This window comes from Geothermobacter ehrlichii (genome assembly GCF_008124615.1).
Lineage (GTDB): Bacteria > Desulfobacterota > Desulfuromonadia > Desulfuromonadales > Geothermobacteraceae > Geothermobacter > Geothermobacter ehrlichii.
In genome coordinates this window covers 57,144-74,948 of the sequence record NZ_VNIB01000015.1, presented here as the reverse complement: position 1 = coordinate 74,948, position 17,805 = coordinate 57,144, and the positions used below count along the sequence as shown (strand labels likewise).

The 17,805-nt window shown below is 63.8% G+C and carries 14 protein-coding genes and 1 tRNA gene; 5 read left to right on the top strand and 10 right to left on the bottom strand.

The features are described 5' to 3' along the window. Positions 1–30: 30 nt before the first annotated feature. On the top strand, positions 31–333 hold the full coding sequence (locus EDC39_RS13580) for a hypothetical protein (RefSeq protein ID WP_148896935.1): 303 nt from the start codon (positions 31–33) through the stop codon (positions 331–333). Positions 334–406: 73 nt separating this feature from the next. Here the strand turns inward: EDC39_RS13580 and EDC39_RS13575 are convergent, their stop codons facing one another. From EDC39_RS13575 to ispG, 10 genes are all read right to left on the bottom strand, one after another. Continuing rightward, positions 407–1,303, bottom strand: coding sequence for an ATP-binding protein (locus EDC39_RS13575; RefSeq protein WP_148896934.1), 897 nt, complete (start codon positions 1,301–1,303; stop codon positions 407–409). Between the two features lie 1,100 nt (positions 1,304–2,403). Continuing rightward, a complete protein-coding gene (gene galE, locus EDC39_RS13570; RefSeq protein WP_148896933.1) occupies positions 2,404–3,423 on the bottom strand; it encodes a UDP-glucose 4-epimerase GalE in 1,020 nt (339 codons plus the stop codon). Between the two features lies 1 nt (position 3,424). After that, complete coding sequence (gene cysQ / locus EDC39_RS13565) at positions 3,425–4,210, bottom strand: 3'(2'),5'-bisphosphate nucleotidase CysQ (protein ID WP_148896932.1); 786 nt, start codon at positions 4,208–4,210, stop codon at positions 3,425–3,427. Between the two features lie 1,584 nt (positions 4,211–5,794). Next, positions 5,795–6,802 carry an NAD-dependent epimerase gene (locus EDC39_RS13560; protein WP_148896931.1) on the bottom strand — a complete coding sequence of 336 codons (1,008 nt, stop codon included), beginning with the start codon at positions 6,800–6,802 and terminating at the stop codon, positions 5,795–5,797. 137 nt (positions 6,803–6,939) lie between these two features. Continuing rightward, complete coding sequence (locus EDC39_RS13555; RefSeq protein WP_222862889.1) at positions 6,940–7,242, bottom strand: ComEA family DNA-binding protein; 303 nt, start codon at positions 7,240–7,242, stop codon at positions 6,940–6,942. A gap of 677 nt (positions 7,243–7,919) precedes the next feature. After that, positions 7,920–9,254 (bottom strand): UDP-glucose dehydrogenase family protein, encoded by a 1,335-nt coding sequence (locus EDC39_RS13545; protein WP_148896928.1) that lies wholly within the window; start codon positions 9,252–9,254, stop codon positions 7,920–7,922. 25 nt (positions 9,255–9,279) lie between these two features. Continuing rightward, positions 9,280–9,654, bottom strand: a complete 375-nt coding sequence (locus EDC39_RS13540; protein WP_187426809.1) for a HEAT repeat domain-containing protein — start codon at positions 9,652–9,654, stop codon at positions 9,280–9,282. A gap of 116 nt (positions 9,655–9,770) precedes the next feature. Beyond that, the gene (locus EDC39_RS13535) at positions 9,771–10,169 is read right to left on the bottom strand and encodes a cupin domain-containing protein (protein WP_222862888.1); all 399 of its coding nucleotides are present in this window, start codon (positions 10,167–10,169) and stop codon (positions 9,771–9,773) included. Continuing rightward, the gene (ppgK, locus tag EDC39_RS13530; protein ID WP_148896943.1) at positions 10,166–10,921 is read right to left on the bottom strand and encodes a polyphosphate--glucose phosphotransferase; all 756 of its coding nucleotides are present in this window, start codon (positions 10,919–10,921) and stop codon (positions 10,166–10,168) included. Before ppgK ends, EDC39_RS13535 begins: the two co-directional genes overlap by 4 nt. Before the next feature lie 101 nt (positions 10,922–11,022). Next, positions 11,023–12,084 (bottom strand): flavodoxin-dependent (E)-4-hydroxy-3-methylbut-2-enyl-diphosphate synthase, encoded by a 1,062-nt coding sequence (ispG, locus tag EDC39_RS13525; protein WP_148896926.1) that lies wholly within the window; start codon positions 12,082–12,084, stop codon positions 11,023–11,025. 297 nt (positions 12,085–12,381) lie between these two features. Between ispG and rlmD the strand changes: the two genes are divergently transcribed. From rlmD to selB, 4 genes are all read left to right on the top strand, one after another. After that, complete coding sequence (rlmD, locus tag EDC39_RS13520) at positions 12,382–13,770, top strand: 23S rRNA (uracil(1939)-C(5))-methyltransferase RlmD (protein ID WP_187426808.1); 1,389 nt, start codon at positions 12,382–12,384, stop codon at positions 13,768–13,770. A 203-nt stretch (positions 13,771–13,973) separates the two neighbouring features. Next, positions 13,974–14,069 (top strand) — tRNA-Sec (locus tag EDC39_RS13515). Between the two features lie 366 nt (positions 14,070–14,435). Beyond that, positions 14,436–15,854: an L-seryl-tRNA(Sec) selenium transferase gene (gene selA, locus EDC39_RS13510; protein WP_148896924.1), complete on the top strand. Its 1,419-nt coding sequence runs from the start codon at positions 14,436–14,438 to the stop codon at positions 15,852–15,854. Positions 15,855–15,876: 22 nt separating this feature from the next. After that, positions 15,877–17,802: a selenocysteine-specific translation elongation factor gene (selB, locus tag EDC39_RS13505; protein WP_148896923.1), complete on the top strand. Its 1,926-nt coding sequence runs from the start codon at positions 15,877–15,879 to the stop codon at positions 17,800–17,802. Positions 17,803–17,805: the final 3 nt, after the last annotated feature.

The following is a 17,805-nucleotide window of genomic DNA, read 5'->3' as shown; positions in this document are numbered from 1 at the left end:
CTGCTGCTAGCACTCTCAGGCTGCAACCTCATGACAGCGTCACGCATCGCCTCGGTGACCGGCGACCGCTACGTCGGCGCCAACCTGGAGCAGACGCTGGAAGATCTTGAACGGCAGGACATTCACTGTCAGAGGGGGAACCAGTACGAAAAGGATGAAAGGCTGAAGGCCCTCACCGACGGCACCCTCAATGACGTGCGATTCTTCATCTGCTTTACCGAAAGCAGCAGCCTGGTGGGGGTGAGCAGGAACATGACCTACATCGTCGCCCAGTACGGCAAGGTTCTGCGCATCCGGGGCAACGACAGGGCGAACTCGTATCTTTGGCAGTGAGAACCTGTTGCCCGGGAATCGACAGGGACAGCCCCTTTGACAGGAGGGGCTGCCCCTGTCCCCTTTCCCAAGGCTACGCCTTGATCCCCTTTTCGAGCAAGTAACGGCCGACATAGTGCTTGGAGAACTGGAGGGCAGTGCGGCCGCAGCGCTTGCTCTTGTCGTGCGACCACTTGATGGCGATCTTTTCCAGTTCTTTGGTCCAGGGGATGTCGATGCCGTACTGTCCGGCGAGGCGCTGGATGCAGAGCCGAACCGCTTCGAGGTAGCGGTCCTGGTTGAAGACGTGAAACGGAATCCACAGCCCGAACCGGTCGGGCAGCGAGCCCTTCTCCTCCTGGGTTTCGCTCGGCTGCAGCTCCCCCTTGACGTACTTGCCGCCGAGATAGTCGCTGCCAAGCTCCGGCAGCAGGAAGCGCCGGTTGGAAGTGACATAGATCAGCACGTTGTCCGGCGCGCAGTAGACCGACCCGTCAAGGGCGCTCTTGAGAATCTTGAAACTCTTTTCTCCCAGTTCAAAAGAGAGATCGTCACACAGCAGGATGAAGCGGTAGGGCTGGTCGGCGACGGCAGCGAAGACCTCGGACAGGGAATCGAGATCTTCTTTCTCGATCTGGATCAGTCGCAGGCCGCGCGGAGCCAGCTCGTTGAGCAGGGCACGCACCAGAGCCGACTTGCCGGTGCCGCGCGCGCCCCAGAGCAGGGCGTTGTTGGCCGGCAGACCCTCGACGAACTGCAGGGTGTTGTGCAGCAGAATTTCCTTCTGTTCTTCCAGGCCGATCAGCTGATCCAGGGTGGTCGGATCGATTCTCTTCACCGGTTCGAGACAGCCGGAAAAGGAGCGCCGGCGCCAGTTGGCGGCCAGGCAGGTCGACCAGTCGATGGGCGGCAGTGCCTTGGGCAGCAACATCTCCACCGAACTGAGCACGCGTTCCAGTTGGGCAACAACTTCAGGCTTGAGATTCATCATGGCAGGCAACTCCCGATTTCAGGAAATCAAAAGCAAAACCGGCGGGTCGCGCCCCGCCAGGCGCCTTACTTTTTTCAACGCGAAAAAAGTAGGCAAAAACGCTTGTTTTTATTTCTGCTGCGAAAGTCTGTGGCTCTTTTCAACTGTTCCGTCAAGCAGACCGTTATTTCTTTGTGGCAGCAGGAAACACATTCGTTCCCGGGCTCGCTGCGCTCACACGGGCCAGTTTGTTCGGAGCTGCCTCGACGGAAACGGCTGTTCGATACAGGAACGTCCCCGTTGAGGCTGCGGCGGTGCAACCTGGCCCATCGAGCGGTCTGCCGCTCGTTGGGAAAGCCTTTCTGTTGGCCCGAAGAGCTGAAGCTCTTTTGACGGGACAAACGAACCTTTGCCCCACCGAACCTTTGCGACAGCAATGCCCGCCGCAGGCGTAAGGCCCTTTTCTGCGTCCTCTTTTGGGCCGGCAAAAGAGGACGGCGTCGTCCGGGGACGCAACCCCGGATCAGCCTCCATCGACCGCAAGGGCGCAAACAAAATCAAAAGCAAAACCGGCGGGTCGCGCCCCGCCAGGCGCCTTACTTTTTTCAGCGCGAAAAAAGTAAGCAAAAACGCTGGGCTTTATGGCAGTCGCCAAGGCCTGTGGGCCTCTTCAACGCTGCCGCCAAACAAGCCGGCATCTTCTTCGTGGCAGCAGAAAAAGCATCGTTCCCGGGCTCGCTGCGCTCACACGGGCCAGTTTGTTCGGAGCTGCCTCAACGGAAACGCCCATCCTGGTACAACCGTTCCCGTCGGGACTGCGGCGGTACGGCCCGGCCCAACGAGCGGCCTGCCGCTCGTTGGGGAGCTTTTCCTGCCGGCCCGGAGCACCAACGCTCCTTGGTAGGACAAGCGGACCTTCGACCCACCGAACCTTTGCGACAGCAATGCCCGCCGCAGGCGAAGCTCTTTCTGCTTACTCTTTGGAGCGCCAAAGAGTCAGGCGCCGTCCGGGGGCGCAACCCCGGATTGATGGCAACCGACCGAAGGTCGCAAAAGCCGATTCCCGGGCATTCAACATGCCTCCATCCGCAAGATGCCCGAAAAGGGAAGTCTCCTTCCCTTTATTCCATCCCGTACCCGTCCGGATTGTTCCGCTGCCAGTTCCAACCGTCGCGGCACATCTCGTCCAGGCCCCGCTCGGCTTTCCAGCCCAGCTCGCGCTCGGCAAGGCCGGGATCGGCCCAGCAGGCGGCGATGTCGCCCGGGCGACGGGCGACGATCCGGCGGGGAATCTTGACCCCGTTCACCCGCTCGAAGGCCTCCACCATCTGCAGCACCGAGTAGCCCTGGCCGGTGCCGAGATTGACACAGACCAGACCGTCGGCGCGGTCGAGCCGGTCGAGAGCCTTCAGGTGGCCGATGGCCAGATCGACCACGTGAATATAGTCGCGCACGCCGGTGCCGTCGACGGTCGGATAATCGTTGCCGAAGATATCGAGCCGTGGCCGCTTGCCCACGGCCACCTGGGTGATGAAGGGAAAGAGGTTGTTCGGCCGGCCGTTGGGATCCTCGCCGATCCGGCTGCTGGGATGCGCGCCGACGGGATTGAAATAGCGCAGAATGGCGATGCGCCACGCCGGGTCGGAGCGGTGCAAATCGCGCAGCATCTCCTCGATGAACAGCTTGCTGCGTCCGTAGGGATTGGTGGGGCCGGTGGGGAAATCCTCGCGGATCGGCAATTCGGCCGGATCGCCATAGACCGTGGCCGAAGAACTGAACACCAGGGTCCTGCAGCCGGCCTCGGCCATCACCTCGAACAGCACGGCGCTGCCGGCGACGTTGTTCTGGTAGTAGAGCAGCGGTTTTTCCACCGATTCACCCACCGCCTTCAGGCCGGCGAAATGGATCACCGCCCGCGGGCGACAGTCGGCGAAAATGCGCTTCAGAGCCTGCCGGTCACGGATGTCGGCCACTTCGAGCCGGGCCGTGCGGCCGGTCAGCTCCGCCACCCGCTCGAGAGCGACGAGCGAAGCGTTGCTCAGGTTGTCGACGACCACCACCTCGTGGCCGGCCTGAAGCAGTTCGAGCACGGTATGGGAACCGATGAAGCCGGCGCCGCCGGTCACCAGAATCGGTTGCATCTCACCCCTCCTCGAGCACCGGCAATGGCGGTCGCCAACCGGCGGAACTGACCACAAACCAGGGATTGAGCAGATTTTCCTTGTTGTAGCGCAACGGCTGACCGTTTGCGGTCAGCACCTGGCCGCCGGCGGCCTCGACCACCGCCTGCCCCGCAGCCGTGTCCCATTCCATGGTCGGGCCGAGCCGGGGATAGAGGTCGGCCCGTCCCTCGGCGACGGCGCAGAGCTTGAGCGAGCTGCCCACCGGCACCGCCTCGGCGACATCGACCTGTTGCAGGTAGGCGTCGAGTTCCGCCGAAGGATGGGAACGGCTCATGACCACCGCCAGGCCGGCGCCGGCCGCCGGTATGCGGGGCGCGATCGGCTCGGGCCGTTCGCCTTCCCGCTGCCGCCAGGCCCCTTCGCCCACCCGGCCGGCGTAGAGCGTCCCGATGGCCGGCACATGGACCACGCCGAGCAGTGGCACGCCATCCTCGATCAGGGCGATGTTGACGGTGAACTCTCCGTTGCGCTTGATGAATTCCTTGGTGCCGTCCAGAGGATCGACCAGCCAGAAACGCCGCCACGAGCGTCTCTCGGCAAAGGGAATGTCGCGCCCTTCCTCCGACAGGATGGGGATGTCGGGGAAAGCGCCTTGCAGCCCCTCGACGATGACCGCGTGCGATGCGCGGTCGGCGCGGGTCAGCGGCGAGGCGTCCGCCTTCAGTTCGACGGCGAAATCACCGGCGTAGACCTCTATGATCGCCGAACCGGCCTCGCGGGCGATGGCGGCAATGGTTTCCAGCATGTGCAGGCTCCAAAAGTGACGTTCGGTTTCGGGATGTCCTTCCGACCGCAAGGTCGCAAACAAAATCAAAAACAAAACCGGCGGGTCGCGCCCCGCCAGGCGCCATCCTTTTTTCAAGCGCGAAAAAAGGATGCAAAAACGCTTTTTCTATTTCTGGCGCGACAGCCGGTGCCTTTTTTCAACGTTACGGCCAAGAAGGTTGGTCTATTCTCCTTGGCAACAAAAAGGCATCGTTCCCGGGCTCGCTGCGCTCACACGGGCCAGTTTGTTCGGAGCTGCCCCATGTGTGCCGCTTGTCTCGACAACAAACGTTCCCGTCGGGGCTGAGGCGGTACGATCTGGCCCATCGAGCGGTTTGCCGCTCGTTGGGGAAATTTTTCTGTGAGCCCGAAGAGCCGGCGTTCCGGGTTGAGCCGACGTTGTAACGACCCACCGAACCCGCGCAACAGTAATGCCCGCCGCAGGCGTAAGGCCCTTTTCTGCGTCCTCTTTTGGGCCGGCAAAAGAGGACGGCGTCGTCCGGGGACGCAACCCCGGACCAACCTCATCCGACCGCAAGGTCGCAAGCAAAATCAAAAGCAAAACCGGCGGGTCGCGCCCCGCCAGGCGCCTTACTTTTTTCAGCGCGAAAAAAGTAAGCAAAAACGCTTGTTTTTATTTCTGCCACGAAGGTCTGTGGCCCTTTTCGACCAGTTGCCCAGACTGACCGCCCTTTCTCCGTGACCACAAAAAAAGCATCGTTCCCGGGCTCGCTGCGCTCACACGGGCCAGTTTTTTCGGAGCTGCCCCATGTGTGCCGCTTGTCTCGACAACAAACGTTCCCGTCGGGGCTGAGGCGGTACGATCTGGCCCATCGAGCGGTTTGCCGCTCGTTGGGGAGATTTTTCTGTGAGCCCGAAGAGCCGGCGTTCCGGGTTGAGCCGACGTTGTAATGACCCACCGAACCCTCGCGACAGAAATGCCCGCCGCAGGCGAAGCTCTTTCTGCTTACTCTTTGGAGCACCAAAGAGTAAGGCGCCGTCCGGGGGCGCAACCCCGGATCTACGTCCATCGACCGCAAGGTCGCAAGCAAAATCAAAAGCAAAACCGGCGGGTCGCGCCCCGCCAGGCGCCTTACTTTTTTCAAGCGCGAAAAAAGGATGCAAAAACGCTTTTTCTATTTCTGGCGCGACAGCCGGTGCCTCTTTTCAACGCTGCCGCCAAACAAGCTGGCATCTTCTTCGTGGCAGCAGAAAAAGCATCGTTCCCGGGCTCGCTGCGCTCACACGGGCCAAACGGTTCGGAGGTGCCTCGACGGAAACGGCTGTTCGATACAGGAACGTCCCCGTTGAGGCTGCGGCAGTGCATCCCGGCCCATCGAGCGGCCTGCCGCTCGTTGGGGAGCTTTTTCTGCCGGCCCGGGGCACCGACGCAACCTGGCAGGTCCGAACCTTGCCTCGACCCACCGAACCCGCGCAACAGCAATGCCCGCCGCAGGCGTAAGGCCCTTTTCTGCGTCCTCTTTTGGGCCAGCAAAAGAGGACGGCGCCGTCCGGGGGCGCAACCCCGGACCAACCTCATCCGACCGAAGGACGCAAAATCGGTCTAAACTCCGTAGTACTCCCGATACCAGTCGACGAAGCGCTGCACCCCCACCTCGATCGGCGTGTCGGGACGAAACCCGACATCCCGCACCAGGTCGTCGACATCGGCGCAGGTCGCCGGCACATCCCCCGGCTGCATAGGCAGAAACTCCTTCTTCGCCTCCCGGCCCAGGGCCTGCTCCAGAGTGGCGATCAGGTGCATCAGCTCCACCGGGCTGTTGTTGCCGATGTTGTAGTTGCGATAGGGGGCGGCGCTGGTGCCGGGATCGGGATGGTCCCCCGACCAGTCGGGATTCGGTTCGGCGACGCGGTCGACAATCCGCACCACGCCTTCGATGATGTCGTCAATATAGGTAAAATCGCGCCGCATCCGGCCGTGGTTGAACACCTTGATCGGCTCGCCGGCCAGAATGGCGCGGGTGAAGAGAAAGAGCGCCATGTCCGGCCGGCCCCAGGGTCCGTAGACGGTAAAGAAACGCAGACCCGTACAGGGCAGCCGGTAAAGGTGGCTGTAGGTGTGGGCCATCAGCTCGTTGGCCTTCTTGGTAGCGGCGTAGAGGGAAACGGGATGGTCGACGTTGTGGTGGATGGAAAAGGGCATGGTAGTGTTGGCGCCGTAGACCGAGGACGACGAGGCGAAGACCAGGTGCTCCACCCCGTTGTGCCGGCAGCCTTCGAGGACGTTGACGAAGCCGACCAGGTTGGCGTCGACATAGGCGTGGGGATTTTCGAGGGAATAGCGGACACCGGCCTGGGCGGCGAGATTGACCACCCGCTGAAAACCTTCGCGGGCGAACAGGGCGGCCATGCCCGGCCGGTCGGCCAGATCCATCTCGACAAAGCGAAACCGCTCGTGCGGCACCAGTCGCGCCAGCCGGTCCTTCTTCAGGTTGACGTCGTAATAGTCGTTGAGGTTGTCGAGACCGACCACCTCGTCTCCCCGCTCGAGCAACCGGCGACAGAGGTGAAAACCGATAAAACCGGCGGCGCCGGTCACCAGTATCTTCATGCGTACCACTCCCCGGGGAGGCTCCCCGTCCATCAGACTTTTATGGTCAATGAAGGTTCGATGACCATCCGGATGTTCTTTCTACCCCATTTCGGCACGTAAAAAAAGCCCGCCGATGATTTCGGCGGGCCGGCGAGTCACTCAGTCACCAGAAAAGCGCGAAGTTTTTCCAGGGTCTTTTTGCCGATCCCCTTGACCTTGACCAGGTCATCGACCGTGGCGAAGGGACCGTTCGCTTCGCGGTAGGCGACGATCCGCTCGGCCGTCACCTTGCCGATTCCCGGCAGCAGCACCAGTTCCTCGGAACCGGCGGTGTTGATGTTCACCTGTTTTTCGCCGGCGACGGCGGCCTGTCCCTGCGGCGCGGCCAGCACCGGAACGGGCAGGGAAAGAGAAACCAGGGCGACGGCCAGACAAAGAACGACAAGAATCCTTTTCATCTTCATCCTCCATGATTTCGATGGATTTGTCATCCCGCACGCCGGTTCCGTCCTGCATCCCCCCTTTCCCGCGCTGTTGACAACATCCATGTCGCGCTTGCCGACGCGGGATTTTGAGCCTATCTTAATGGGCAATTCTCAAAAAAATCTCAAATTTCGCCCGAAACCGCGAAAAAAAATGAAAAACGAGATGGCAAAAAAGCTCTTTTGGGGCACGGATGAAAACGCAGGAGAAGTCAAAGACCTGAAAAAGCACAGGGGGGAGTAAATCAGCGTGTATCAGCGTCAATCAGCGTCCTCTTTGGTCTTTTGGGTTTGAAAAATCAAAGGCGTTTATGGGACGCAGATAAACGCTGATGAACGTAGATAAATCTGAAAAGCAATAGATGCTTTTATGTTTTCATCGGCGTGTATCAGCGTGCATCGGCGGTTGAATAAAACCTGTTTTTTAGCCGCGGATGGACGCGGATGAACGCCGATAAGGCTAAAGGTCGGAAAAGTAAGGATTTTGGGTTTTCAAATCAGCGTGTATCAGCGTCAATCAGCATCCTCTTTGGTCTTTTGGGTTTGAAAAATCAAAGGCGTTTATGGGACGCAGATAAACGCTGATGAACGTAGATAAAGGAAAAAGGCGGGCGCTGGGGACTGGGGGACCCGGAGCCTGCACCCGTCACCCTTCACCGTCGACCGATACCGGCATACTCGAACCCCTCCTCCTTCACCATCCGCGGATCGTACTGGTTGCGGCCGTCGAAGATGACCGGCCGGCGCATCCGCCGCTTCATCTGCCCGAAATCGGGAAAACGGAACGGCTTCCATTCGGTCACCAGTACCATGGCGTCGGCACCGTCGAGCGCGTCGTACTGGTTTTCGGCCAGCTGCAACCGGCCGTCGGCAAAGAGATCTTCGGCGAATTCGCGCCGGGCAACCCACATCGCCACCGGATCGTAGGCGCACACGCTGGCGCCGGCAGAGGTCAGCGCCTCGATCAGCACCCGGGAGGAGGCCTCGCGCATGTCGTCAGTGCCGGGCTTGAAGGCCAGTCCCCAGACGGCGAAGTGCAGCCCGGACAGGTCGGCGCCGAAGCGCTCGACGATCTTGTCGAACAACAGACGGCGCTGGGCCTGGTTGCGCGCCTCCACCGCCTGCAGCAGGGTCGGCTCGACGCCGCTTTCGTGGGCGGTACGAACCAGCGCCTTGACATCCTTGGGGAAACAGGAGCCGCCATAGCCGCAGCCCGGATAGATGAAGTGGTAGCCGATACGCTGGTCGGAACCGATGCCGCGCCTGACGTTTTCGACATCCACCCCCAGCCGGTCGCAGAGAACGGCGATCTCGTTGATGAAGGAGATCTTGGTGGCGAGCATGGCGTTGGCGGCGTATTTGGTCATCTCGGCGTCGCGCACGCCCATGAAGAGGGTCCGCTGGTGGTTGCGGTTGAAGGGCGCGTAGAGCTGGCGCATCTTTTCCGCCGCCCGCTCGCTGTCGGTACCGATGATGATGCGGTCCGGCTTCATGAAGTCCTCGACCGCCGCCCCTTCCTTGAGAAACTCCGGATTGCTCACCACGTCGAACTCGATGTCCACGCCGCGCGCGTCCAGCTCGGCCTGGATGGTCTGCCGCACCCGGTCGGCGGTGCCGACCGGCACCGTCGACTTGTCGACGATGACGGCGTATCTCTCCAGGTTGCGGCCGATATCGCGGGCGACGGCCAGCACATGACTCAGGTCGGCGCTGCCATCATCATCGGGAGGCGTACCGACGGCAATGAAATGGATGCTGGAGTTTTGCATCGCTTCGGCGAGGCTGGTGGAAAAAGAGAGTCGCCCCTCGGCGACATTGCTCTTGACCAGGGGCTCGAGTCCCGGTTCGTGGATGGGGATTTCGCCCCGGCGCAGAGCCGCGACCTTGGCTTCATCGATGTCGACACAGGTCACGGTCAGGCCCATTTCGGCAAAACAGGCCCCGGTGACCAGACCGACGTAGCCGGTTCCGACGACGGTCAGACGCATGGAGTTATCCTTTCACCGCGCGAAGTCAGTTTTCCCTGATCTGCCGCAGGCTGCGTTCGGCATTGCGACGGACCAGTTCGGAACGGTCGTTGAGTGCTTCTTCGAGATGCGGCACCGCTTCCTCGGCCCGCAGCAGTCCCAGTCCCTTGGCCGCGCTCTTGCGCACCCATTCGTCCTGGTCCCGCAGCAGCCGAACCAGGTGCGGCGCCGCTTCCTTCACTCCCAGTTCGGCCAGGGCAAAGGCGGCATTGCTGCGCACTGTCGGGTTGGCATCGTCAAGGGCGTCGACCAGGGCGGGAGCCGCAGCGGCCTCACCGAGCCGTCCCAGCTCGGCGGCGGCACGCGAGCGGCGGATACCGGTTCCGGTTTTCAGACTCTCGAGCAGGGATTCAAGGGACACGTCCACCTCCATCGGATAAAAAACAGAGCAAAACAACGTCAGATCACCGCAGCCGGTCGAGCCGAAAACGACCGCGGTCGGAAACGGCGCTATCTTGCCTTTCTCACGGGATCCTGTCAATCACCGGGCGACCCGGCATCGTCTTTCGGCGGCAGGGTGATGAAGAGCGAACGGCGCGGCCGGCCATCGACTGCCCGGCTGCGGTGTCCGCGGCCGTCGACATCTTCGACCAGCAGGATGTCGCCCGGTCCAAACCGTCGCACCTCGCCGCTGCCGGCCTCGATATCGACTTCGCCCTCGAGCATGATCACGTACTGTCGCTCCGGGGCATTGTGCCAGTCGTAGTCGTAGTCGCCGTCGGTCAGGCGGAAAATGAGCCGCCCGACCGGCACGGCCGGCGAAAGAAAGCCGATGGGACCGGCATCGGCCAGTTCGACCTCGATATCCTCGAAGCGGGATTCCCCGTCATCTCCGGTGTAGAGGCGGGTGACCCGCATGGTTTCCTGTTTCTTCACGGCAGTTCCTCCCCGTCCAGGGCCGCCCGCGCCGCCAGGGCGGCTCCGACCACGCCGGCATCGTTGAGCAGGCGGGCCCGGCGGATCGGCGCCCTGGCCCGCAACAGGTGAAAGAAATGCCGGTGGTGGTGACTGAGACCGCCGCCAAGCAGAAACAGATCGGGAAAGAAGAGCCCTTCGAGCAGGGCCAGGTAACGGTTGAACCGCCCGGCCCAGTCTTCCCAGCTCAGGTCGTCCCGCTTGCGTGCCCGGTCCGAAGCCAGCTCTTCGGCGTCACGGCCGTCGAGGGGAAGGTGTCCCAGTTCGGTGTTGGGCAGCAGCACGCCGTCATGAAAGACGGCCGAACCGAGCCCGGTGCCGATGGTCACCAGGATCACCGTTCCGGCCTGGTCGCGGCCGGCGCCGAAACGCATCTCCGCCAGGCCGGCGGCATCGGCGTCGTTGACAACCGTCACCGGCAGGCCGAGGCATTCGGCAAACAGCCTGTCGGCCGCCGTACCGATCCAGGAGGAATCGATATTGGCCGCGGTCAGAACGGTACCACCGCGAACGACGGCGGGCAGGCCGCAGCCGACCGGCCCTTTCCAGTCGAAATCACGGGCGATGCCGGCGATCTGGCGGGCGATGGATGCCGGCGTGGCCGGCCGTTCGGTCGGCACCCGCACCGGCGCCTGCAGGGGACGACCGAGGGCGGTGTCGACCACGGCCGCCTTGATGTTGCTGCCTCCTACGTCAATGCCGAGAATGTCCATACCACCTTGCTTCGTCATTTCTGTTGAGATGCAGTTGTCCCGAAAAAAAGCTCTGCAGTAGCATAACAGAGCGCGGAAAAGTTGCCAGAAGCGGATGGCGGTCAGTCCCTTTCGGCGGCCAGACGGCGGGCCTCCTCGACCAGGGCGTCAGCCAGCTCGGCCTGGGGCACCTTGCGCAGAATCTCTCCCCTGCGAAAGAGCAGCCCCTGCCCCCGGCCGCCGGCGATGCCGAGATCGGCCTCGCGCGCCTCGCCCGGCCCGTTGACCACGCAGCCCATGACGGCGATGGTCAGGGACACCGGCAGGTCGTGCAGCCGCCGTTCGACCTCTTCGGCGGTTTCGATCAGATCGATCTGGCAGCGGCCGCAGGTCGGGCAACTGATGAAGATCGGGCCCCGCTGGCGCAGGCCGAGACTCTTGAGGATCTCGAAACCGACCCTCACCTCCTCCACCGGATCGCCGGTCAGGGAGACGCGCAGGGTGTCGCCTATCCCCTCGTAAAGCAGGATGCCAAGCCCGACGGCGCTCTTGACGGTGCCGCTGAAGGTGGTGCCGGCCTCGGTGATGCCGATGTGCAGCGGATAGTCGACCTTTTCCGCCAGCAGGCGGTAGGCCCGCACCGTCCGGTCGATGTCGGAGGCCTTGAGGCTGATCTTGATCAGGTCGAAACCCAGATCCTCGAGAATACGGACATGTCCCTGGGCGCTTTCGACCATCGCCTCGGCGGTGGGATGCCCGTACCTGTCGAGCAGCTCCTTTTCGAGGGAACCGGCATTGACGCCGATACGGATCGGCACCCGCCTTTCGGCGCAGGCCCTGACCACCTCTTCGACCTTCCAGCGCTCGCCGATGTTGCCCGGATTGATGCGCAGCCCGGCTACCCCCTGCTCCAGCGCCTGCAACGCCAGCCGGTAGTCGAAATGGATGTCGGCCACCAGCGGCATCGGACTGTCGGCGACGATCGCCCCCAAAGTCCGTGCCGCCTCCATGTCGGGAACGGCACAGCGTACGATTTCGCAGCCGGCCGCGGCCAGCCGCCGGATCTGTTCCAGGGTGGCGGCCGCGTCGCGGGTATCGGTGTTGGTCATCGACTGCACCGAAACCGGCGCACCACCGCCGACGGCGAGGTCGCCAAGCATGATCTGACGGGTTTTTCTTGTCATATCGAAAGCTTCCGCTTTTTTACCCCAAGGATGTGTTCACAGTTCCCCTTCTGTTCATCACAATTTTAGCGAATGAACAGAGCACAAATCGTGAACAGGCTGCCATTCCATGGCAGTGTACGGCCTGCCTGACAGAGGGTCAACTTGAATCAATGAGTTCACGCGTATGGAGAGTGCAGTGCCTGGCCTTGTGCCATCCGCCGGTGATGAACTCACAGATTCAGGTCGAGAAAAGGAATTTGACAGAACCGCGACAACGGGCTTATGTTCGCCTATCACTCACCCCAGGGGAGCGCCATGAAACCCGATCGCCGTACCGCCGCAGGCGGCGACATCCACAAGATCCGGATCGACGGCCTTACCGCCGAGGGGCTCGGCCGCACCGAACGTGACGGCAGGGAACTGCTGGTCTACGGTGCCTATCCGGGCGAACAGGTCGAAGTGGAGATCGTCCATCGCGGCCCGCGGCGGCTGGTGGGCAAACTGCGGCGGATTCTCGAACCCGTCGCCGGTCGCCGGCCGTCCCCCTGCCGCAAGGCGGCGGTCTGCCAGGGCTGTCCCCTCATCGAACTGCACCCGGAAAGCCAGCTGGCCGCCAAGAAAGACCTGGTCCTGTCGGCACTGGCCGAACACGGCCTGCACGACCTGCATCTGCCCGACATCGTCCCGGCGCCCCGGGATTTCGGCTACCGCACCACCGCCAAACTGGTCATCGGCCGCAACCGCCGCGGAATTGTCATCGGCCTCTACCGGCGCGGCAGCCACGACATCGTCGACATCAGCGATTGTCCCCTGCACCACCCCCTGATCAACCGCATCGCCCGGACCGTGAAGGACGAAATCGGCCGCCAGAAACTGCCGGTCTGGAACCCGAAACAGCAGCGGGGCCTGATGCGCTACCTGCTGGTCAGGGTCAGCCCGGCCAACCGGAAGGCCCTGGTCACCCTGGTGACTGACCGCCGCGACTTCAAACGTATCAATCCCCTCGTCTCCTGGCTGCGGCGCCGGGTACCGGAGGTCGTGGCGGTACACCAGAACGTCAACGCCGGCACCGGCAACGTCATCCTCGGCCGGGAAACCCTGAGAATGGCCGGAGCCAGAGACCTGCTCGACCGGCTGGGAGACTTCAGCGTCCATATCGGCCCGACCTCGTTTCTGCAGGTCAACCACGACCAGGCGGTACGCATGTACCGGCAGATCGCCGACTGGCTGACGCCGCGTCCCGGCGAGCAGGCCCTCGACCTCTACTGCGGCATCGGCGGCATCGCCATGCATCTGGCCGCCCGCGGCTTCTCGGTGACCGGCGTCGAGGTGGTGCCGGAAGCGGTCGGCTACGCCGGCCGCAACGCCGAGCGCAACCGATTAACCCACTGCCGGTTTCTCGCCGGCGCGGCGGAAAAGCTGCTGCCGCACCTTCTGGCGCAACTGCCCGCCGGCAGCCCGGTGACCGTCAACCCGCCCCGATCCGGATGCGATCCCGAGGTGCTCGACATGCTGGCCGGCTTCCGGCCACGGGCGCTGGTCTACATGTCGTGCAACCCCCGGACCCTGGCGCGCGACCTGGCCCTGCTGCGGCAAAAAGGCTTCCGCATCGACCACCTGCTCGCCTACGACATGTTTCCGCAGACGGCGCATGTCGAAAGTCTGGCGCTGCTGATGCCGGAGCCTGGCGGAAGGCGTAAATAGAGGGAAACGCCGCTGATGCGGGCCTCCCACCACGCCTCTGTCCAAACCGGGGGACGCCCCTTGCATCCGGATCCGTTTCGGCCCCTCGGCCCCAAAACAGTCGGTGGACCTGGGGTGCCACTTTTGCTTGCCCGTCCATGCAAAAATCACTATTCTGATGGCAGGCCGATGGACAGCCTGGCCGGAACGACACGAAAACACAGGGGAGTAGCTCGCGGCCTGGTGGCGCGCCCGGTCTTCAAAACCGGTGTGGGGCGTATCCCGTCCCGGGTGGGTTCGATTCCCATCTACTCCCGCCATAGATATTCGCACTTCGCTTCGGATGGGAATCGAAGCGAAACGAGCGCGTCCTGTGGACGATAAGCCGGCAGGATGCCGGCGGCAGCGAGCGGAGGGGAGCCGACGCAGGAACCGCCAGGACGGCGGCGACGTAGGCGGCGATTCCCATCTACTCCCGCCATAGATATTCGCACTTCGCTCGAGAGGGGAAGCGAAGCGAGCACACATTTTTAACGGAGAGGCGCTGAAAAAGAGAGAACGCTGATTGTTCTTCGACCTGGAAAAGAACCTGCTTTTTCTCTCCGTCTCAGCCCCTCTGTGACTCTGCGTTAGACATATACGATTAAATTCCTTTTTGCCCGCTCCACGCACCGGATCGAGCCGACATGCCACAGACAACCGACAAACAGGCGCTGTTACGCAAACTGCCGGCCGTCGACCGGCTGCTCAAGGCTCCTGCGGTTCGCCGGCTCGAAACGGAGATTCCGCACCCGCTGCTGCTCGAGGCCTGCCAGCGCGTCGTCGACAGGCTGCGGCAGGAGATTCTGCGCGACCAGGCGCTTCCGGCCGACCTGGCAGCCGGCCCCGACGCCGTGGCCGAACGGGCCGCCATTCTTGCGCGGCAGCTCCACCAGCCCAGCCTGCGGCCGGTCATCAACGCCACCGGCACCCTGCTGCACACCAACCTGGGCCGCTCGCCCCTGTGCCGGGCGGCACTCGAGGCCGTCACGGCCGTTTCCCGCGGCTACAGCAATCTCGAATTCGACCTCGCCAGCGGCGAACGCGGCCACCGCTACAGCCACGTCGAGGATCTGCTCTGTCGCCTGACCGGCGCCGAGGCGGCCACGGTGGTGAACAACAACGCCGGCGCCGTGCTGCTGGCCCTGACCACCCTGGCCAGGGGAAAGGAAGCGATCGTTTCCCGCGGCGAGATGGTGGAGATCGGCGGCGCCTTCCGCATTCCGGACGTGATGGCTGCCGGCGGCGTCATCCTGCGCGAGGTCGGCACCACCAACAAGACCCACCTGCGCGACTACCGGCAGGCGATAGGCGAGCGCACCGGCCTGCTGCTCAAGGTCCACACCAGCAACTACCGCATCGTCGGTTTTCACGCCGAGGTTGCAGCCGCCGAACTGGTCGAACTCGGCCGCGAGCACGGCCTGCCGGTCATCGAGGACCTCGGCAGCGGCATGCTCATCGACCTGAGCAACTTCGGCCTGCCGCGCGAACCGACCGTCAGGGAATCGGTGGCGGCGGGCCTCGACCTGGTCACCTTCAGCGGCGACAAGCTGCTTGGCGGTCCCCAGGCCGGACTGATCGTCGGCCGGCGGGAGGCGGTGGAGAAGGTCCGGCGCCATCCGATGGCCCGGGCCCTGCGGATCGACAAGATGACCCTGGCCGCGCTGGAGGCCACCCTGAGGCTCTATCTCGACCGCGAGCGGCTGCTGCGGGAAAACCCGGTGCTGAGACTGCTGCAGATGACACCCCGCACCCTGGCCGACCGCTGCCGGCGGCTGGCGAAACGGATGCAGGCGCTCGGCGAACGGGCCGAAATATCCGTCGTCCGTACGACCGCCCGCGTCGGCGGTGGCGCCCTGCCGCTGACCGAGCTGCCCGGATACGCCCTCGCCGTCCGGCCGCGCTCGGCAAGCGTGACGGCACTGAACCGCCGTCTGCGGCAAGGCCGGCCGCCGGTCGTCGGCCGGGTGCAGGAGGATCGTCTCCTGTTCGACCTGCGCACCGTGCTGCCCGGCGAGGACCGGCGGCTGCTTCAGGCCCTGACCGACGCCTTCGACAACCTCTGACCCGATACGTGAAGTTTTCCGCATGAGCCGTCCCCAGCAGCATGTCATCATCGGAACCGCCGGCCATGTCGATCACGGCAAGACCGTCCTGATCCGCGCCCTGACCGGCGTCGAAACCGACCGGCTGAAAGAGGAAAAAAAGCGCGGCATCTCCATCGAACTCGGCTTCGCCCCCTTTCGGCTGCCCGACGGCACCCTGGCCGGCGTGGTGGACGTCCCCGGTCACGAACGTTTCATCAACAACATGCTGGCCGGCATCGGCGGCATCGACCTGGTCCTGCTGGTGGTCGACGTCAACGAAGGGGTCATGCCGCAGACGCGGGAACACCTGCAGATTCTCAAGCTGCTGCGGATTCCACGTGGCATTATCGTCCTGACCAAGTGCGACCAGGCCGAGGACGACCTGATCGAGCTGGTCGAGGAAGAGATCCGGGAGGAAGTGGCAGGCAGCTTTCTCGACGGCGCCCCCTGCTGCCGGGTGGCCGCCCTGCACGGCGAAGGCATTCCCGAGCTGGTCCGCACCATCGCCGAGGAAGTCCGCAAAATCGAACCCAAGCCGGCGGACGGCCCCCTGCGCCTGCCGGTCGACCGGCACTTCAGCGTCGCCGGCTTCGGCACGGTGATCACCGGCACCCTCCTTTCAGGGCGGGTGCGGCCCGACGACCAGGTGGACGTGCTGCCGGCGGATGTCAGGGTGCGGGTGCGCGAGGTGCAGGTGCATGGCCGCAAGGTGGCGGAGGCCGTCGCCGGACAGCGCGTCGCCCTGAACCTGGCCGGCCTCGACCGGAACCAGGTCCCCCGCGGCTCGGTGGTCGCCACTCCCGGCATCTTCGCCCCGACCCGCCGCCTCGACGCCCGCCTCGACCTGCTGCCGGAGGCGCTCCGGCCGCTGCGCTTTCGCGATCCGGTGCACCTGATGCTGGGAACGGCCCGGGCGGTCGGCATCGTCGCCCTGCTCGACCGCGACGTGCTGCGCCCCGGAGAGAGCGCCATCGTGCAGATCCACCTCGACCGGCCGCTGGTGGCCCACCGCCTGGACCGGTTCATCATCCGCTCCTATTCGCCGGTCACCACCATCGGCGGCGGCCTGGTGGTCGACCCCGCCCCGAACCGTCACAAGCGCTTCCGCCGGGAGGTGCTGGCGGCGCTGGAGGAACTCGAGTCGGGGGAAAAATCGTTCCTGCTGCAGAAGGTCCAGGAACTGGCCTGCGCCACGCTCAGGGAGCTGGAGCAGGCCTCCGGACTCGGCCGCGAACGGATCGAGGACCACCTGCGCGCCCTGGAGGAAGCCGGCCGGGTGCGCCGGCTTGCGGACCAGTGGGCCACGGAAGAGACTGTGCGCCTGTGGCAACGGTCCCTGCTCGAAACGGTCGACCGATGGCACCGGGACAACCCGCTGCAGTCAGGGATGCCCCGCGCCGCCCTGAAGGGAGTCCTTCCTGCACGACTGCGGCAGAAGGCCTTCGACGCGGTGCTGGCGGCGCTGCTGGACGCCGGCGAACTGGTGGCCAAAGAAGAGCTGGTCGCCAGGGCGGACTTCAGCATCGAGATCGCACCCGAGCTTCAGCGACAGCTCGACCGTCTCGAACGGTTCTACCGCCAGGCCGGCCCGCAGGCGAAAAACCACCGCGAGATGGCCGCCCAGCTCGGGCTCGAGCTGGAACAGGCCGAACCGCTGCTGCAGCTGCTGTTCGACCAGGGCAAGCTGGTGCGCCTGAACGCGGAAAATTCCCTGCACCGCGAAACCTACAACCAGGCCCTCAGCCTGTTGCGGCAACATTTCGCCGACCACGAAACCCTGACCCTGGCCGAGTTCCGCGACATCTTCGGCTCGGCCCGCAAACTGGTGCAGGCCCTGCTCGAATACTGGGATCTCCGCAAGTACACCCTGCGCCGGGGCGACGTTCGGGTCGCCTGGAAACTGCCCAAGGATGAACAGGAAAAATGAAGC